This window comes from Pseudomonas sputi (assembly GCF_021603585.1).
GTDB classification, from domain to species: domain Bacteria; phylum Pseudomonadota; class Gammaproteobacteria; order Pseudomonadales; family Pseudomonadaceae; genus Aquipseudomonas; species Aquipseudomonas sputi.
The window spans coordinates 161,518-178,204 of sequence record NZ_BQHI01000010.1; the positions used below are offsets into that span (position 1 = coordinate 161,518).

General features: G+C 62.0%; 15 protein-coding genes. 8 read left to right on the plus strand and 7 right to left on the minus strand.

The features are described 5' to 3' along the window. The first annotated feature begins 18 nt into the window (after window positions 1–18). The 3 genes from L6D81_RS16515 to L6D81_RS16525 all read left to right on the plus strand — a co-directional run bounded on the left by L6D81_RS16515 (window position 19) and on the right by L6D81_RS16525 (window position 3,040). Window positions 19–618 carry a short chain dehydrogenase gene (locus L6D81_RS16515; protein WP_236181072.1) on the plus strand — a complete coding sequence of 200 codons (600 nt, stop codon included), beginning with the start codon at window positions 19–21 and terminating at the stop codon, window positions 616–618. 59 nt (window positions 619–677) lie between these two features. Beyond that, window positions 678–1,331, plus strand: coding sequence for a COG3650 family protein (locus L6D81_RS16520; RefSeq protein ID WP_236181073.1), 654 nt, complete (start codon window positions 678–680; stop codon window positions 1,329–1,331). A gap of 95 nt (window positions 1,332–1,426) precedes the next feature. Then, a complete protein-coding gene (locus L6D81_RS16525; protein ID WP_236181074.1) occupies window positions 1,427–3,040 on the plus strand; it encodes an NAD(P)/FAD-dependent oxidoreductase in 1,614 nt (537 codons plus the stop codon). A 66-nt stretch (window positions 3,041–3,106) separates the two neighbouring features. Here L6D81_RS16525 and L6D81_RS16530 read toward each other — a convergent pair whose 3' ends face one another. After that, window positions 3,107–4,201 carry a PLP-dependent cysteine synthase family protein gene (locus tag L6D81_RS16530; protein ID WP_236181075.1) on the minus strand — a complete coding sequence of 365 codons (1,095 nt, stop codon included), beginning with the start codon at window positions 4,199–4,201 and terminating at the stop codon, window positions 3,107–3,109. A gap of 247 nt (window positions 4,202–4,448) precedes the next feature. On the opposite strand from L6D81_RS16530, the gene nhaA reads away from it, so the two are divergent. The 3 genes from nhaA to L6D81_RS16545 all read left to right on the plus strand — a co-directional run bounded on the left by nhaA (window position 4,449) and on the right by L6D81_RS16545 (window position 7,210). Continuing rightward, the gene (nhaA, locus tag L6D81_RS16535; RefSeq protein ID WP_236181076.1) at window positions 4,449–5,633 is read left to right on the plus strand and encodes a Na+/H+ antiporter NhaA; all 1,185 of its coding nucleotides are present in this window, start codon (window positions 4,449–4,451) and stop codon (window positions 5,631–5,633) included. A 119-nt stretch (window positions 5,634–5,752) separates the two neighbouring features. Continuing rightward, on the plus strand, window positions 5,753–6,940 hold the full coding sequence (locus L6D81_RS16540; RefSeq protein ID WP_236181077.1) for an S-type pyocin domain-containing protein: 1,188 nt from the start codon (window positions 5,753–5,755) through the stop codon (window positions 6,938–6,940). 18 nt (window positions 6,941–6,958) lie between these two features. Beyond that, a complete protein-coding gene (locus L6D81_RS16545) occupies window positions 6,959–7,210 on the plus strand; it encodes a pyocin S6 family toxin immunity protein (protein ID WP_011332788.1) in 252 nt (83 codons plus the stop codon). A gap of 63 nt (window positions 7,211–7,273) precedes the next feature. On the opposite strand, the gene L6D81_RS16550 is transcribed toward L6D81_RS16545, so the two are convergent. Continuing rightward, window positions 7,274–7,738 (minus strand): outer membrane lipoprotein, encoded by a 465-nt coding sequence (locus L6D81_RS16550; protein WP_007969461.1) that lies wholly within the window; start codon window positions 7,736–7,738, stop codon window positions 7,274–7,276. Between the two features lie 166 nt (window positions 7,739–7,904). Here L6D81_RS16550 and L6D81_RS16555 point away from each other — a divergent pair, with 166 nt between their 5' ends. Next, complete coding sequence (locus tag L6D81_RS16555) at window positions 7,905–8,141, plus strand: hypothetical protein (RefSeq protein ID WP_236181078.1); 237 nt, start codon at window positions 7,905–7,907, stop codon at window positions 8,139–8,141. Window positions 8,142–8,146: 5 nt separating this feature from the next. On the opposite strand, the gene pdxH is transcribed toward L6D81_RS16555, so the two are convergent. The 5 genes from pdxH to dinG form a co-directional block, all read right to left on the minus strand. Then, the gene (pdxH, locus tag L6D81_RS16560) at window positions 8,147–8,794 is read right to left on the minus strand and encodes a pyridoxamine 5'-phosphate oxidase (protein ID WP_236181079.1); all 648 of its coding nucleotides are present in this window, start codon (window positions 8,792–8,794) and stop codon (window positions 8,147–8,149) included. 24 nt (window positions 8,795–8,818) lie between these two features. Next, entirely contained in the window at window positions 8,819–9,922 is a 1,104-nt protein-coding gene (locus tag L6D81_RS16565; RefSeq protein ID WP_236181080.1) for an OmpA family protein, read from the minus strand. Window positions 9,923–10,035: 113 nt separating this feature from the next. Continuing rightward, on the minus strand, window positions 10,036–11,181 hold the full coding sequence (locus tag L6D81_RS16570) for a serine hydrolase domain-containing protein (protein WP_236181081.1): 1,146 nt from the start codon (window positions 11,179–11,181) through the stop codon (window positions 10,036–10,038). A gap of 106 nt (window positions 11,182–11,287) precedes the next feature. Next, on the minus strand, window positions 11,288–13,768 hold the full coding sequence (locus L6D81_RS16575; protein WP_236181082.1) for a beta-galactosidase: 2,481 nt from the start codon (window positions 13,766–13,768) through the stop codon (window positions 11,288–11,290). A 95-nt stretch (window positions 13,769–13,863) separates the two neighbouring features. Then, window positions 13,864–16,008 (minus strand): ATP-dependent DNA helicase DinG, encoded by a 2,145-nt coding sequence (gene dinG, locus L6D81_RS16580; RefSeq protein WP_236181083.1) that lies wholly within the window; start codon window positions 16,006–16,008, stop codon window positions 13,864–13,866. A gap of 99 nt (window positions 16,009–16,107) precedes the next feature. Between dinG and L6D81_RS16585 the strand changes: the two genes are divergently transcribed. Beyond that, window positions 16,108–16,572 (plus strand): CopD family protein, encoded by a 465-nt coding sequence (locus tag L6D81_RS16585; RefSeq protein ID WP_236181084.1) that lies wholly within the window; start codon window positions 16,108–16,110, stop codon window positions 16,570–16,572. Window positions 16,573–16,687 lie beyond the last annotated feature (115 nt).

A 16,687-nucleotide genomic window follows, 5' to 3' on the forward strand; every position in this document is an offset into this window, starting at 1 on the left:
TCACTTGAGGCAATCACGATGAAAATTCTGTTGATCGGCGCCGGCGGCACCATCGGTTCGGCGGTGGACAAAGAGCTGTCGCAGCGTCATGAAGTCATTCGTATCGGTCGCAGCAGCGGCGATTTCCAGGTGGATATCAGCGACAGCGCATCGATCCGCAAGCTGTTCGAACAGACCGGCAAGTTCGACGCCCTGGTCTGCGCCGCCGGCAACGTCACCTTCGCCCCGCTGGGTGACATGACCGAAGACAGCTTCGCCCTTGGGCTGAAAGACAAGTTGATGGGCCAGGTCAATCTACTGCTGATCGGCCGTGAATTCGCCAACGACGGCGCCTCGTTCACCTTCACCTCCGGCGTGCTCAGCCACGACCCGATCCGCAGCGGTGCCTCGGCTGCACTGGTCAACGGCGCACTCGACAGCTTCGTGCGTGCCGCCGCCATCGAACTGCCACGCGGTCTGCGCGTGAATTCGATCAGCCCGACCGTGCTGGTGGAGGCCATGGGCAGCTACGCCCCGTACTTTCGTGGCTACAAGCCGGTTCCTGCGGCGGATGTGGCATTGGCCTACGCCAAGAGTGTCGAAGGCTTGCAGACAGGTCAGACGTTTCACGTGGGCTAAACCCTTGTGATGAACGGTCAGCCTGCGTAACGTGGCGGCACTTGTCTGGAGAGCCAAAGATGCGTGTTGCCCGTTCCCTGATCGTTGTTGCCCTGCTCCCGTTGTTTGCCGCGTGCCAGTTGTTCGATGGCGCGCGGGAAAGCGCCTCCCACGTCGGCCAGACGCGAATGCAGGGGCAACTGACCGCTGCCGACGGCAAACTGGTGTTCCAGGCCTGTGGCGAGCAGCGCCAGTACGTGGTCAACGATATCGGCGGCACCAGCGTCCTGCAGGAGGCCGCCACCCTTGCCGATGAGCAGGGCAAGCTGTTCGCCGACGTGCGCGGGAAGATCGCCGGCGACCGCCTCGACCTGACCCGGCTCTATCGTGTCGAACGCTCCGGCACAGCCTGCGACGATCCCAACTTCAAGCAGTTGATCCTGCGCGCCGCCGGCCATGGCCCGGAATGGAACGTCAAGGTCAGCGGCAAGGGCCTGGTCATCGACCGCGAAGGCCAGCCGCCGCTCGCCGTCCCCTACGTCGAAGAACAACTGGGCGATGGCCGCTTCAACCTCAGCAGCGAAGCCAACAACCAGCGCATCGAGCTGTGGGTGGCGCCGCAGCGCTGCGTCGACAGCAGCACCGGCAGCGTGCAGCACATGAGCGCCGAGTTGCGCATCGACGGCCAGGTGCAGCGTGGTTGTGGGTATTTCGGCGGTTCGCGTAACGACTGATCGTTTTACCCTCACGGGATCCGGCCGATGCGGCTTATAATCGCCGCCTTCAAACGCCCTGGCGCAGTTGTGCGCCCCGCGAACCGGATCCTGTCATGTTACGAATCACCGAACTCAAGCTGCCGATCGACCATCCCGACGAAGACCTGCGCGCTGCCATCGTGCAACGCCTGGGCATTGCCAGCGATGACCTGCTCGATTTCACCTTGTTCAAGCGCAGCTACGATGCGCGCAAAAAGTCCTCCGAGCTGTGCTTCATCTACACCATTGACCTCGAAGTGCGCGACGAGGCCAAGGTGCTGGGCAAGTTCACCGACGACCGTAACGTCAACGTGGCGCCGGATGTCAGCTACAAATTCGTCGGCCAGGCGCCGAGCGACCTGAGCCAGCGCCCGATCGTGGTCGGTTTCGGCCCGTGCGGTATCTTTGCCGGCCTGTTGCTGGCGCAGATGGGCTTCAAGCCGATCATCCTCGAACGCGGCACCGAAGTGCGCCAGCGCACCAAGGACACCTGGGGCCTGTGGCGCAAAAGCGTGCTCAACCCCGAGTCCAACGTGCAGTTCGGTGAAGGCGGCGCGGGCACGTTCTCTGACGGCAAGCTGTACAGCCAGATCAAGGATCCGAAGTTCCTCGGCCGTAAAGTCCTGCACGAGTTCGTCAAGGCCGGTGCGCCGGAAGAAATCCTTTACGTCAGCAAGCCGCATATCGGCACGTTCCGTCTGACCGGCATGGTCGAGACCATGCGTGAAGAGATCCGCGCTCTGGGCGGTGAAGTACGCTTCCAGGAGCGCGTCACCGACGTGCTGATCGAAGACGGTCAACTGGTCGGCGTCGAGCTGGCCAGCGGCGAAATCCTGCACTCCAGACACGTGATCCTGGCGCTGGGCCACAGTGCCCGCGATACGTTCCGCATGCTCCACAGCCGTGGCGTGTTCATGGAAGCCAAGCCGTTCTCGGTGGGTTTCCGCATCGAGCACCCGCAATCGCTGATCGACCGCGCACGCCTTGGCAAATACGCCGGCCACCCCAAATTGGGCGCCGCCGACTACAAGCTGGTGCACCACGCCAGGAACGGCCGTTCGGTCTACAGCTTCTGCATGTGCCCGGGCGGTACCGTGGTGGCGGCGACCTCCGAGCCGAACCGCGTGGTCACCAACGGCATGAGCCAGTACTCGCGTAACGAACGCAACGCCAACTCCGGCATCGTCGTTGGCATCACTCCGGAAGTCGACTATCCGGGCGGCCCGTTGGCGGGGATCGAGTTGCAAGAGCGTCTGGAATCCCACGCCTTCATCCTCGGCGGCAGCGACTACAAGGCGCCGGCGCAACTGGTCGGCGACTTCATCAATGGCACGCCGTCGACCGAGCTGGGTGAAGTCGAACCCTCGTACAAACCGGGCGTGGCACTGGGCGATCTGGCCCTGGCCCTGCCGGATTTCGCCATCGAAGCGATTCGCGAAGCACTGCCGGCGTTCGAGAAGCAAATTCGCGGTTATTCGCTGCATGATGCAGTGCTGACCGGGATCGAGACCCGCACCTCGTCGCCGCTGCGCATCACGCGTAACGAGGCGCTGCAGAGCATGAACGTCAAAGGTCTGTTCCCGGCCGGTGAAGGCGCGGGGTATGCGGGCGGGATTCTGTCGGCGGGTGTTGACGGGATTCGTATCGCGGAAGCCGTGGCGCGTGACATTCTCGGTCTGAAAGACTGATCTGCACGACCTGAAACACTGTAAAAGACTGAGGGAGCGAATTCGCTCCCTCAGTCGTTTTCGGCGTCAGATATTGGCGCGCAGAACCGAGGCCGGCAGCGCCTCACCCTGCTCGGCACTCGCGGCCACGGCCGTCATCAATCCATCCAGCTCATAGCCCTGCGCCTTGAGCCACGCCTGATCGTAATAAGTGTCCGCGTAACGCTCGCCGCCATCGCACAGAATCGCCACGATCGAGCCCGACTCCCCCGCGGCTTTCATCTGCTGCGCCGCCATCAGCGCGCCGATCAGGTTAGTCCCGCTCGACCCGCCCACATGCCGCCCCAACCGCTGCGCCAGGTAATGCATGGCCGCCAGCGACAACGCATCCGGCACCTTGACCATCGCATCGATCACCTTGGGCAGGAACGACGCTTCCACCCGTGGCCGGCCGATGCCTTCGATGCGCGAACCGTGGTCCAGACGCAGGCTGGCGTCGCCGGTCTGGTAGTAGTCGAAGAACACCGAACGTTCGGCATCGGCGCACAGCACGCGGGTGCAGTGCTGGCGATAACGCACGTAACGACCGAGAGTCGCGGTGGTGCCGCCGGTGCCGGGGCTGGAAATCAGCCAGGCCGGGCATGGGTGCTGCTCGTAACGCATCTGCTGAAAGATCGACTCGGCGATGTTGTTGTTCGCCCGCCAGTCGGTGGCGCGTTCGGCATAGGTGAACTGGTCGATGAAGTGACCGTCGTGTTCCCGGGCCAGGCGTTCGGATTCGGCGTAGATCTGCGTGGGATCGTCCACCAGATGACTCTGGCCACCGTAAAACGCAATCTGTGCAATCTTTTCCCTGGAGGTGGTCGCCGGCATCACCGCAATGAACGGCAGGCCGAGCATCCGCGCGAAATACGCTTCGGAAATCGCCGTCGAACCGCTGGACGCCTCGATCACCGGTGCGCCGGGTTTGAGCCAGCCATTACACAAGGCGTAGAGAAACAGCGAACGGGCCAGCCGATGTTTGAGGCTGCCGGTCGGGTGGCTGGATTCATCCTTGAAATACAACTCGATGCCCGGAAAACCCGGCAGCGGCAAGGGGATCAGGTGGGTGTCGGCGCTGCGCTGGAAGTCCGCTTCGATGATCCGGATGGCTTCGCGGGCCCACTGTCGGTTGTCGCTCATGACTGTTTGTTCTCGTGAATCGGGCAGAAGTGCCTTCAAAGGCTCAGCCCCCAAGCTTAGGAAAAAACCTGCAGCACCAACAGATACAGCTGAGCTTCAATCCCTTGGGCAACTGCTAGGCTCTGCTGCATGTCGGCCTGGCGCTCTTGTAACCATATATAACAAAAAAGAATATAACTTTTGTTTTAACAACTAACGGTACGGGTTAGGGTGTCCCACCTTTTGACTTTATCGATGGAGAGCGACCTTGCCTCTGCGTAGCACTTTCACGCGTTTCTTTCAGTTGGAAGCTGCCAGCGGTCTGTTACTGATCGCCGCGGCCATTCTGGCTCTAATCATCAACAACTCGCCGCTGTCGTGGTTGTACAGCGGCCTGCTCGACACCCCTGTGGTGGCGCAGATCGGCGCGTTGAAGATCGCCAAACCCTTGCTGCTGTGGATCAACGACGGCCTGATGGCGCTGTTCTTCCTGCTGATCGGCCTGGAAGTGAAGCGCGAAGTCCTCGACGGCCAGTTGTCGAAACCGTCGCAGATTGTCCTGCCCGGTGCGGCGGCGATCGGCGGCATGCTGGTGCCGGCACTGATCTACTGGTTCCTCAACCGCGACAACCCGGCCGCCCTCGACGGCTGGGCGATTCCGACCGCCACCGACATTGCCTTCGCCCTCGGTGTCTTGGCCTTGCTCGGCAAGCGGGTGCCGGTGTCGCTGAAGCTGTTTCTGATGACCCTGGCGATCATCGACGACCTCGGTGCCATCGTGATCATCGCCATCTTCTACTCCGGCGAACTCTCGACCCTGTCGCTGGGCCTGGCGGCCGCGTGCATCGCAGCGCTGGTGGCGATGAACCGGCTCGGCGTGGTCAAGCTCGGGCCGTACATGATCATCGGTTTGATCCTCTGGGTCTGCGTACTCAAAAGCGGTGTCCACGCGACGCTGGCCGGCGTGACCCTGGCGTTCTGCATCCCGCTGCGCACGAAAAACGCCGAGCCTTCGCCGCTGTTGGCCCTCGAACACGCGCTGCACCCGTGGGTCGCCTACGGCATTCTGCCGCTGTTCGCCTTCGCCAACGCCGGCCTGTCGTTGACCGGCGTGACCGCCGAAAGCTTCACCCACCACGTCCCGATGGGCATCGCCGTCGGCCTGCTGCTGGGCAAGACCCTCGGCGTGTTCGGCCTGACCTGGCTCGCCGTAAAAATCGGCATCGCCGCCCTGCCCCAGGGCGCCAACTGGGGTCAGGTGCTGGGCGTGGCGATTCTCTGCGGGATCGGCTTCACCATGAGCCTGTTTGTCGGCTCCCTCGCCTTTGTGCCGGGCTCCAGCGAATACGCCGGGATGGACCGGATGGGCATTCTCACCGGCTCGGTGTTTGCGGCATTGATCGGTTATGCGGTGACATTGGCGGCAAGTAGAAAGAACACCGCGCTGCGATAGCTGTAGCGAACAATCCTCACGTCTTTAGAGACGCATCCTACAGCCACGATTTTCCTGCTTCGTTAACTTCGTGCAGCCCCTTTCGAGGGGTTGTCGATGCATGAACGAAAGGACAATCAGTGGCTGGTCAAAAGAACATTCCCCGGGTTCCCAACCCACCGGCAGGCGACGGGCATCACGTCTCCTACCGCTATATGACGGCTACCGAACTGGCCGGTCAGCAAGACCGACAAGACAAGTACGACGCCATGCTGGCGAGACAGGACGCCTTCGAACGCAGCCATGAGGTCGCGGCGAACAAGCCTGAGCCGGTGCGCGCCGGCTGCGTGTTCGCCAAGTCTTGCAAGCTGCCGGACGCGATCATCGATTACTCAAATCCGTCGGGGATGGTGCCGACTGACAGCCTGAAGGACTACGGCGAGCTGATTTTGCTCGGTGGCCGTCAGGTCGATGACAGCGGCGGGGTTGAGCTCAAGAAAATCAGCGGCACTGCCATTCCTGCGGGCCTGGGCAGTTTTGCCCTTGCCGGTGAAGCGTTCAAGGCATTGCCCGCGATGGCCTCTGCTGCTGTCGCGACCCCGCTGCTCGGTTTGGTGGCGATGTTCATGCCCTCGAACCTGGGCGACAGCGCGCTCTACACCGAAGACCAGTTGCTCGCCCTCAAACAGGCCCGAACCCGCGTGCGCTTGCGCGTTGAACAGCAGGCCGACGGGAGCCTCAAGGGTTACGGCTTCTATACCGGCAAGAATCGCGATTGGGAGATGGTTGATGTTGTGCAGTTCGCGGCACGCGGTAGCCGGTTTATTGCAGACCTTGGCGAAGGTGTTGAGCTGGTTTGGACGCCAGCTGTAGACGGGGCCGACATCCTCGGTATTCCGGCACTGGAGGCTGCTCCGCAGGCACCGCATATCTGGGTGTACCCACCGACGAAAGCGGCGGACGGGATTCTGGTGAACCCGGTTTATCCGCCGGAGTATCGGGATTTCATATTGGTTTTCCCGGCGGATTCTGGAGTTCGGCCGCTGTACATTGTTGTCAGCAAACCTGGAGACCATAAGTACTACGATGATCCCGAAACGCTTCCTGCGTTCCCCGACACTCAAAGGGTGAAGTCAAAGGCCTCAGTGCGAGGTGGTGGGAAAAGGAGAGCCCGCTGGCTTGATGGAAAAGGCCGGATATATGAATGGGACTCCAAAACCGGCGCTATAGAGCTGTACGACAAGCTGGGAATTCATTTGGGAGAATTCAATCATTTGACGGGAGAGCGAACAAAAAAAGCAAAGCCAGGCAGAACGACTCCCCGATAACTCACTAAAGAGAGAAAGATGCGCTATTTATCGATCACCGGATTTTTCCCGGATGAGAAACAGGATGACTCATTGCAATTCGAGCTCAAGGTAAAAGATTACGAACTGAGCCAAGCATTAGCGCAAATCACTGAATCCAAAACTCTTGAGGAAGTTGAACCAGGAGAGCTGGAGATGACTGAAAGTCAGGTCAGGCAGGCGTCAGAGCTTTTGAAAGTCGACTTTCCGAAAGGTCTGGAATATTTCATTGGCACTCGGGCGGGCTCGTAAACAACCAATAAAAAACCCCGACCAGTCACCTGATCGGGGTTTTCTTTTACCGCTTGTTTGCGCTTAGTGCGAAACGCGGCTGGTCCCGCCAACGGTGGAAATCCGTACCCGCTCACCCACGCGGAACACTTCATTCTCCTGCACTTGCTGCACATAGGCACGCATGCTGCCGTCGTCTTCACGCACGGTGATTTCAACACCCTGAGTGCGAGTCAGGCCTTCTTCAGTGGCCGAACCGATCAGGCCGCCGGCCACGGCACCGATAACGGCTGCCACAATGCTGCCTTTGCCGCCGCCGATGGCACTGCCGCCAACACCGCCAACCACTGCACCGGCAGCGCCGCCGATCGGGGTCTTGGTGCCTTCGATTTTCACCGGACGCAGGGATTCGATCGTGCCCATGCGAATCGTCTGCACGCGACGCGCTTCGTCACGGGAGTAGGAGTCACCGGTCAGGCTCGACTGGCAGCCGGTCAGCAACATCGCCATCGTGGAAAAGGAAGCAACCAGCAGAACAGACTTACGCATAGCATCAACTCCAAAGGACAGGTATTCATTAAACTCCGCAGCTTGACGCCTGTCACGGCGTCGCCCGGATAAAATTGCTTTCATTCAGGCCCGGTACAGGCGCCCGCGAACTCACCCAACAGTAGCGCCAAATTCCGTTTCCTGCGCCGTCGACCCAAGGATTTCCATGGATTACTTCATCATTGTCGTCACCACTGCCGCCGGTCTGTACTTCCACGGGTGGCTGTATGTACGGATCAAACGCTGGATGGATCGCGACCTTGCCTTGTCACTGGCGGGCAAGGATGAAGACAAACGTGCCTTCATGCTCGAACGGCTGAAGCAGGCTCATTCGCAAAAGATCAAGCGCCGGGACCTGCCGAAATGGCTCGAAGCCGCTGCGGCAGGCTATCCCGCTCGGTAGACTGCTTAAGGTGCCAGACGTTCAAGAATCCAGCCGGCGCCCTGCACACGGTAGTTGAGGCGATCGTGCAGACGGCTCGCGCGGCCCTGCCAGAACTCGATGCGCTCGGGGAGCAAGCGGTAGCCGCCCCAGTGCTCCGGGCAGTGTGGCTGAGTGTCGGTGAAGCGCTGTTCGGTCGCCTTGAGCAAATCTTCCAGTTCACCCCGGCCGTTGATCACCCGGCTCTGCGGTGAAGCCCAGGCGCCGAGTCGGCTGCCCAGCGGTCGCACCTGATAGTACGCATCCGACTCTTCAGGCGTGACCTTCACCACCCGACCTTCGATGCGCACCTGGCGCTCAAGGGTCGGCCAGAAGAATGTCATGGCGGCAAACGGGTTCGCCGCCAGATGCTGGCCCTTGGCACTTTCGTAGTTGGTGAAGAAGGTGAAGCCCTGCTCGTCCAGGCCCTTGAGCAGCAGAATGCGGCAATGCGGACGGCCGTCCGCATCCACCGTGGCCAGGGTCATCGCGTTGGCTTCCACCGGCGCCTGTTCGGTTTTCACCGCTTCGGCGAACCACTGGTGAAACAACGCAAAGGGCTCGGCCGGGGCTTGCGCCTCGGTCAGGCCATCCCGGGTGTAATCACGACGCATATCTGCCAGAGACTGGGTCACGGCGCATTCCTTTTCGTTAGCGGATCACTTTTTGGTGGTATCGGTCGCAGCGACTTTCTTGTCGGTTGCAGCGGCTTTGGCGGGCGCGGTCTTTTTCGCCGGAGCTTTGGCCGGGGCCTTCTTCGCTGGAGCCTTGGCAGCGGCTTTCTTGGCCGGGGCCTTCTTGGTGGCCGGTACGGCAGCTTTCTTCGCAGCCGGCGCCGGGGTCACCGGTTTGGCAGCAGGCTTGACGTCCTGGGCCGCGACCAGGGTCACTGGCTTGGGTGCGGGCATGTTGTATTTGCTCAGCAGCGCGACCATGGTGTTCTGCGGGGTCACCAGCAGTTCGACACGGCGGTTCAGGGCACGGCCCTCAACGCTGTCGTTGGCTGCACGCGGTGCTTCGGACCCCATACCGCGCAGCATCAACCGATCACGTTGCAGACCGCTGAGACGGAAGATGGCCGCCACAGCCTGGGCGCGTTCCTGGCTCAACTTGACGTTGGCCGGAGCGGCACCGCTGGTATCGCTGTGACCGAGCACCAGAACGGCGGTTTTCGGATCGGCTTCGAGGATTTTCGCGACGCGGGTGAACGGACCGAGGGTCACCGGCAGCAACATGGCCGGACGATCCGGGTTGAACGAGCCTTCCACCGGCGCGGTCACGACCAGCACGTTTTCACGGCGCTCGAGTTGCAGGTTGCTGTCCTTGATCGCGGTGCGCAGGCGCGGTTCGTAGTCATCCAGCCACGCCTGAGTCACTTTCGGATCGGGCATCGGCACGACTTTGGCCGTGTCCTGCTCCTTGCCGCCGAACGGCCACCACCATTTGCCGCCCTTGGCGGCCTCGGCCTTGGCGACTTCGACCGGTTTGGCCTCGGTCTTGGCTTCAGCTTTTACTTCAGCCTTGTCAGCCGAGTCGTCCGAGCCAAACGGCCAGTACCAGGGACTGCTGCTCTCGGCCTTGGCCACAGGGGCCGCAGCGGCCGGTTTCAACGGAGCAGGCGCCGGAGCCGACTCCTTGGCTGCGACTTTGTCGGAAGAGCCGAACGGCCACCAGCTGCCGCCATCGGCGTCGGTCTTCGGAGTCTGTGCACAACCGGTGATTGCGAAACACAGGGCCAGGGCGAGAGTTTGTTTGGACGACATTGGAAACCCACAAAAAGAAGTAGTGAACAATCAGAGGACTTTCGCCCGGATAAACAGACGCTTTGAAACAAAAAACGCCATGAGGTTCCGGCCCTGGAACCCTGGGCGAGGCTTTACAGACAAGTGGCAAGCACCCGCGCCAGCTTCTGCGCGCGCGGATCCATCAAGACGTACGGCCCAAGGGTATTTGTCACAAATCCGAAGGCCACATCATGCTCCGGATCAGCAAAACCGATGGAACCGCCTGCACCCGGATGGCCGAATGCACGCGGGCCGAGGCCGTAGGTGGCGTTCGGCACGTCGGGTTGATCGAGCATGCAACCAAGACCGAAACGGGTACGGGTCAGCAAGGTCTTGTCCTCGCCGAGGCTGTGTTCGCGGGTCAGCTCATCAAGCATTTCGCTTTCCAGCAGGCTGCCGTCGAGCAGACCGGCGTAGAACCCGGCCAGACTGCGCGCATTGCCGTGGCCGTTGGCCGCCGGTTGCTGCATGCGCCGCCATTCCGGTTTGTTGGTGCTGGTGAGCACCGACGGCGGATTGGTGAAGGCCCGGGTGGTCATGGCCGTCGGCTCGCGCATGGTCACTTGCAGCAGGCGCTGGGCGGCGGCATCGCCGGTGTTGCCCTTGCCACGGGCAATGTGCGCCACGCGATGGAATTCTTCGTCGGCCAGACCGACATGAAAATCCAGCCCCAGCGGCTTGGCGACCCGCGCCACAATGGATTCCCCCGGCCCACGACCGTCGGCGCGCCGCAGCAATTCGCCGATCAGCCAGCCGTAGGTGATCGCGGCGTAGCCGTGACCGGTGCCCGGCGTCCACCACGGAGCTTCGGCTGCAAGGGCATCGACCATGGTTTGCCAGTCATACAGCGCTTCAGGCGCCAGCAATTCGCGCAGGGCCGGCAGACCGGCCTGATGGCAAAGCAGTTGGCGCAGGGTGACGGACTCTTTACCCGCAGCGGCGAATTCCGGCCAGTAACGGGCGACCGGCGCATCAAGCTGCAATTTGCCTTCGGCCACCAGTTGCAGCGCGGTGACGGCGGTGAAGGTCTTGGTGCAGGAGAACAGGTTGGCAATGGTGTCGCTGTGCCAGGCTTCCGTGCCGTCCTTGTCGGCGGTGCCGGACCAGAGGTCAAGAACGGTTTCTCCGCCGACCCGGATGCACAACGCGGCGCCGCGCTCCTGAGGATCGTCGAACAGTGCGGCGAAGGCTTCGCGCACCGCTTCGAATTGAAGCTCGTAATGTCCCTGAATCTGCACCCGCAACTCCCCCGCGAAAACGCTCTACAAAGTGGCCCGCATTGTTCCAGCCCGTGAGGGTTTTGGGAACCGCTGCGGGCCGGGCGGTCTTCAGGTTTCGTATCGATCAGTGACCGTTGCCGGAATGCCCGCCGGAATGGCCTGCGCCCTGCCCCGGGCCTTTGCCGGCATCAGCCTTACGGCCGCCTTCGGCTTCGTGGCCGGTCTTGTCCGCTGCGGCAGCCGCCTTCTGCGCCTCTTTGCTCAACTGATCGACGGTCGCCAGGTTGCTCTTGCGCACGGCCTCGACAAAACCCTGGAATGGCAAATCGGTGACACCGACCAGGCCGAAGTGACCATTCTCGCCATCGAGCAGGCGCCCGGTCACCGGTTGATCCAGATACTGGAACCAATGCACGCCGACAATCGACGGTTCGCTCAGCGCCTGCCTGAGAAAGTTGGCGTAGGCCGGGCCGCGGTCTTCTTCCTTGCTCAACGGGGTCACGCCGCCCCAGAACGGGCCACGGTCGGTGGAGCCGAAGTTGAATTCGGTGATCAGCACCGGTTTGTCGAGACTGCGCAGCGCGGCGAAGTCATAACCGTCCTGCGGTTGCAGGGTGTACATGTTGAAGCTCAGCACGTCGCAATACTGGGCGCAGGACGCCACGGCTTCCGGGGTGCTGGTGGCGAAACGGCCACCGAGCAGCAACTGGTTCGGCGCATGCCATTTCAGCGAGTCGGAAATGGTCTTGAAGTAGGTGTCGGCGAAAACCTTCTGGAAGTGTTTGAAGTCAGCTTCGATTTGCGGATGCTCCGGATTCGGCAGCGGCGCCTCGAACCCAGGATCTTCCATCAATTCCCAGGCGGGCAGATCAATCCCCCAGGCCTTCGACAGCCCCGCCTGATTGCGGTACTTGTCGCGCAATTGCTTGAGAAACGCGCGTTTGGCCGGGACGTCGGTGGTCATTTTCAAGGTGCCGTAGGCCAGCGCGTAACGGGATTTCGGATCATCGCCGGGGCCGGCCCAGGCCAGTTCGTTGTCGGCGAAGTAGCCGATCAGCCATGGATCATCGCGATGATCGCGGGCAGCAATCGCCACGGCGCGTTCGGTGGCCATGGCGAAACGTGGATCGAACGGGTCAGGCATGCCGCCCCACCAGTCGGTACCGGTGCTGATGCTGGTGTAATCGCCGACGATCGACAGCGGCAAGGTGTACGGCAGGCGCTCGGCGTCACCGAGGACGGGGGCGCTCCAGTTACCGACGGTGTTGAAACCCCAGGCTTGCAGACGATCAAGCGTGTGAGTGGCCCACTTTTGTTCGTCGACGGTGTTTTTGCACGGTGTCGCAGCGCTTTGGTCGCTGGTGGCTGCCGACTCGGCGACCCCGGCTTTCGGCTGTTCGGAGGCGGCTACCGGTGCACGGGCGTTGGTTGCCGCCTCTTCTGCGGCGCCAGCCTTGGCGGCTTCGGCGACACCGGCCTTGTTGCCGCTGTCCGGGGTGCATGGCTCGCCATACAGGCGCTGAAGGTTGGCGCCATAGAAGTCGTACCAACGCCCGTAGTTGAAGCCACGGCCCTGATCCGCGCCGTTGCCGCCACGGTTGTCACCCTCGCCAAAATGGCTGGCCAGCGGCTCTTCCGGTTTTGGCAGGGATTCGAACATCCATTCACGGCCGGCCACGTAGGTCTGGTTGACCTCGGGGCTGACGGTGTTCACGCCCAGGGAATAGAACGGATGGCCCTCGGGCGTCACCAGATACCAGCGGCCGTCACGCTTTTCGGTACGGAAGAAACCACTGGCCTTGAACGCCGGGCCTTTGCTCCAGCCACCGAACTTGTCCAGCGAGGACTTTTCGCGCTCGGCCAGCCAGGTGTTCAGTTGTTGCTGTTCTTTGGCGGCGGCGGATTTCAGTTGTTCGTCATTGGCGACTTTCTCCGGCCACTTGCCGCGGGTCGACTGGCCATAGGCATCCACCAGATGGCCATAGGCGGATTTGATCAATTCGCCCTCGTCCTGCACGCCAAAACGCTCGAGCAACAGACTTTGCGCGGCTTTCGGTTGATCCATCGACAGGCTGACCGATACCACCTGGCTGCGATCCAGCTCACCGCTGCTGCTCGCCAGCAGGACGCGCTGCCCGTCGATCGTCATCGGCATCACCGGCCCGGCCTTCATGCCCTGACTCAGTGGCGAAGTCGGGGTCAACGGCACCAGTAGGGTCTGCGCCGGACCGGCCGGCAGATCAACGCGACTGACCAGGGTCTTGCCATCGTTGCTCTGGATTTGCACGTAGACGGTCACCGCCCAGTTCATCGCGCTCTGGATGCGCAGGCTCATCATGCCGGACTGCGACCAGTCCCAGGCGCCAGTCTGCGGGGACAGACGCAAAGTCGGGCGGGCCGTCGGGTTGAACGTCACCCGGCGCAGCACTTCACCCTCGGGGGTCTGCTCGGCGTTGGCTTGTGGCAAATCGGCGTTTTCGGTCGCCACTTTCACCACATCGGCGGGGCGGACAAAGTTGAACAGGGTCTGCTGGCCGGCAGGTGCTGCGAATAAAGGTGCAGCGAAAACCAGGGCAAAAACGGCAGGCAACGAACGACGAATCATGAGAACGGAATTCTCCCTAACGACCCGCAAGGGCCAATGGAAAAGCAATGACAGAGAGATAGACAACGCGGCGGGCGAAACGGCCCACCGATGTCTCAGGATATTTCACGACGGAAAGGAGGCAACGCATTGAGGATCGCCTTGCCGTAGCGCTGGGTCACCAGCCGCCGATCCAGCAAGGTGATGGTGCCGCGGTCTTCTTCGGTGCGCAGTAGACGGCCGCACGCCTGGACCAGCTTCAGCGAGGCGTCGGGCACCGAGATTTCCATGAACGGATTGCCGCCCCGGGCTTCGATCCATTCCGACAGTGCGGCTTCGACCGGGTCGTCCGGCACCGAGAACGGGATCTTGGCGATCACTACGTGTTCGCAGTAGGCGCCGGGCAAGTCCACGCCCTCCGCGAAACTGGCGAGGCCGAACAGCACGCTGGAATCGCCGCCATCGACCCGCGCCTTGTGCTTGTTCAGGGTTTCCTGTTTCGACAGGTTGCCTTGAATGAACACTTGCTTGCGCCAGTCACGGTCGAGGCCGTCAAAAACGTCCTGCATCTGTTTGCGCGACGAGAACAGCACCAGACTGCCGCGCGAGCCTTCGACCAGTTCCGGCAGATCGCGGATGATCGCGGCGGTGTGGGCGGCGGCATCTCGCGGGTCGGCCTTCAGGTCCGGCACCCGCAACACACCGGCATCGGCGTGATGGAACGGGCTCGGCACCACGGCGGTGACGGCTTTTTTCGGCAAACCGGCGCGCATGCGGAAACGGTCGAACGTGCCGAGTGCAGTCAAGGTCGCCGAGGTCACCAGACAGCCGTAGGCCACGTTCCACAGGCTGCGGCGCAGGGTTTCGGCGGCGAGGATCGGGCTGGCGTTGACCTCGATGTCGAACAGCGAACCGCTTTCGGCCAGGGTCAGCCAGCGGGCCATCGGCGGGCTCTCTTCCGGGTCTTCGGCGGTGAACGCAGTCCACAATTCCCAGTTGCCGGAGGCACGGGACAACAGGCTGCCGAACAGCGGATACCACTCTTCGGCCTGATTGCTGGCGATGCCGATATTGACCTCGCCGTCCATGCCTTCCTTGAGCAAATCCGTCAGACGGGTGAACAGGTCGTTGAGGCGGGCGAAGCCTTTTTTCAGCTCGATGCCCATCTCACGCATGTGCTCGGGAATCACCCCGCCGATGAAGCGGTGACGCGGACGCTCGCGGCCTTCGACGTCTTCGCCGGGCTTGAAGTCGGCGATCTGTTCGCAGGCGGTGAACATGAACTGCTGCTGGGTCTTGATCTCCCGCGCCAGCTCCGGCACCTGCTCGATCAGTTTGCCGAGGTCACCCGGCAGCGGATGCTGGGCCAGCAGTTTGGTGAGGTTCTTGGCGGTGGTTTCCAGCCAGTCGGCGGTGGAACGCAGGCGCGTGTAATGGGCGAAGTGGCCGATGGCCTTGTCCGGCAGGTGGTGGCCTTCGTCGAACACATAAATGGTGTCGCGCGGATCCGGCAGAACCGCCCCGCCGCCCAGTGCCAGGTCGGCCAGCACCATGTCGTGGTTGGTGACGATCACATCGACCTTGCCCATGCCTTCGCGGGCCTTGTAGAAGGCGCACTGGCCGAAGTTCGGACAATGACGGTTGGTGCACTGGCTGTGATCGGTGGTCAGGCGCGCCCAGTCGGCGTCTTCCAGCGCGTTGGGCCAGCTGTCGCGGTCGCCGTCCCATTTATTGCCGGCGAGCTTCTCGATCATGCTGGTGAACAGCTTCTGGCTGGCCTCATCGACCTCGATCTTGAAACCTTCTTCTTCGAACAGCTGGGCCGTGGCAGTCTGCGCGTGGCCTTCCTGCAGCAGCATGTCGAGCTTGGACAGGCACATGTAGCGGCCACGGCCCTTGGCCAGGGCGAAGCTGAAGTTCAGCCCGCTGTTGCGCATCAGGTCGGGCAAATCCTTGTAGACGATCTGCTCTTGCAGGGCGACGGTGGCAGTGGCGATCACCAGGCGTTTGCCGGCGAGTTTCGCCGTCGGGATCGCGGCCAGGCTGTAGGCCACGGTCTTGCCGGTACCGGTGCCGGCTTCCACCGCGACGATCGCGGGGTCGCCACTGCGCCGGCCTTCTTCGTCGGTGTCGATATCCCCGAGGACCTTGGCGACTTCAGCGATCATCAGACGTTGGCCGTAACGCGGCTTGAGGCTCTTGGCCTCTAGAAAACGCGAGTAGGCGCCCTGGATCGTGGTTTTGAGTTCAGTGCTGATCATTGAGTGTCGGGCGCAAAAAACGCTGGATAAATTTTCAGTGGTTCGGATGGGGGGCTATCATACCCCGCGAATCAATCCTGCGCAGATCGGAGTACCCCAATGACACCTTTTAGCCTCGTTTACCCCATCCATGTACTGGCCGCGCTGGTGTGGGTCGGCGGTATGTTTTTCGCCTGGATGGTGCTGCGCCCTGCAGCGATGAAGGCCCTGGACGGTCCCGGGCGCCTGACGCTCTGGGTGGAAGTGTTTCAAGGTTTTTTTCGTTGGGTGTGGGGGGCGGTGATTCTGCTGCCGGTGACCGGAGTGGGCATGCTGCATCTGCAACACATCGCCTTCGACAACGCGCCGCGTTATGTGCAGGTGATGATGGGGTTGTATGTGGTGATGACCGCGCTGTTCATCCGGATTCAGGCATTGATGCTGCCCGAACTGCGCACGGCGGTGCAGGCCAAGGACTGGCCGGCCGGTGCGGCGGTGCTGGGGCGGATTCGCAAGGTGGTGGGGTTCAATCTGCTGGTCGGAGTGGTGCTGGTAGCCGTGGCGACTGCCCGCCCGTCGTTCTGACGAGCGCGTTTTACCTGATCGTTCCCACGCTCCGCGTGGGAACGATCAACATAGAGGGTGGGAGCAATCGATTACAGGCTCTGTACGGTGACAGACCCCGCGGCCCCCGCAGGCC

Bases quoted from the DNA above. Each gene is read 5' to 3' on its own strand.
- L6D81_RS16515 (WP_236181072.1), top strand. From the start codon at position 19: ATGAAAATTCTGTTGATCGGCGCCGGCGGCACCATCGGTTCGGCGGTG.
- L6D81_RS16520 (WP_236181073.1), top strand. From the start codon at position 678: ATGCGTGTTGCCCGTTCCCTGATCGTTGTTGCCCTGCTCCCGTTGTTT.
- L6D81_RS16525 (WP_236181074.1), top strand. From the start codon at position 1,427: ATGTTACGAATCACCGAACTCAAGCTGCCGATCGACCATCCCGACGAA.
- L6D81_RS16530 (WP_236181075.1), bottom strand. From the start codon at position 4,201: ATGAGCGACAACCGACAGTGGGCCCGCGAAGCCATCCGGATCATCGAA.
- L6D81_RS16545 (WP_011332788.1), top strand. From the start codon at position 6,959: ATGCGCTATTTATCGATCACCGGATTTTTCCCGGATGAGAAACAGGAT.
- L6D81_RS16550 (WP_007969461.1), bottom strand. From the start codon at position 7,738: ATGCGTAAGTCTGTTCTGCTGGTTGCTTCCTTTTCCACGATGGCGATG.
- L6D81_RS16555 (WP_236181078.1), top strand. From the start codon at position 7,905: ATGGATTACTTCATCATTGTCGTCACCACTGCCGCCGGTCTGTACTTC.
- L6D81_RS16565 (WP_236181080.1), bottom strand. From the start codon at position 9,922: ATGTCGTCCAAACAAACTCTCGCCCTGGCCCTGTGTTTCGCAATCACC.
- L6D81_RS16575 (WP_236181082.1), bottom strand. From the start codon at position 13,768: ATGATTCGTCGTTCGTTGCCTGCCGTTTTTGCCCTGGTTTTCGCTGCA.
- dinG (WP_236181083.1), bottom strand. From the start codon at position 16,008: ATGATCAGCACTGAACTCAAAACCACGATCCAGGGCGCCTACTCGCGT.
- L6D81_RS16585 (WP_236181084.1), top strand. From the start codon at position 16,108: ATGACACCTTTTAGCCTCGTTTACCCCATCCATGTACTGGCCGCGCTG.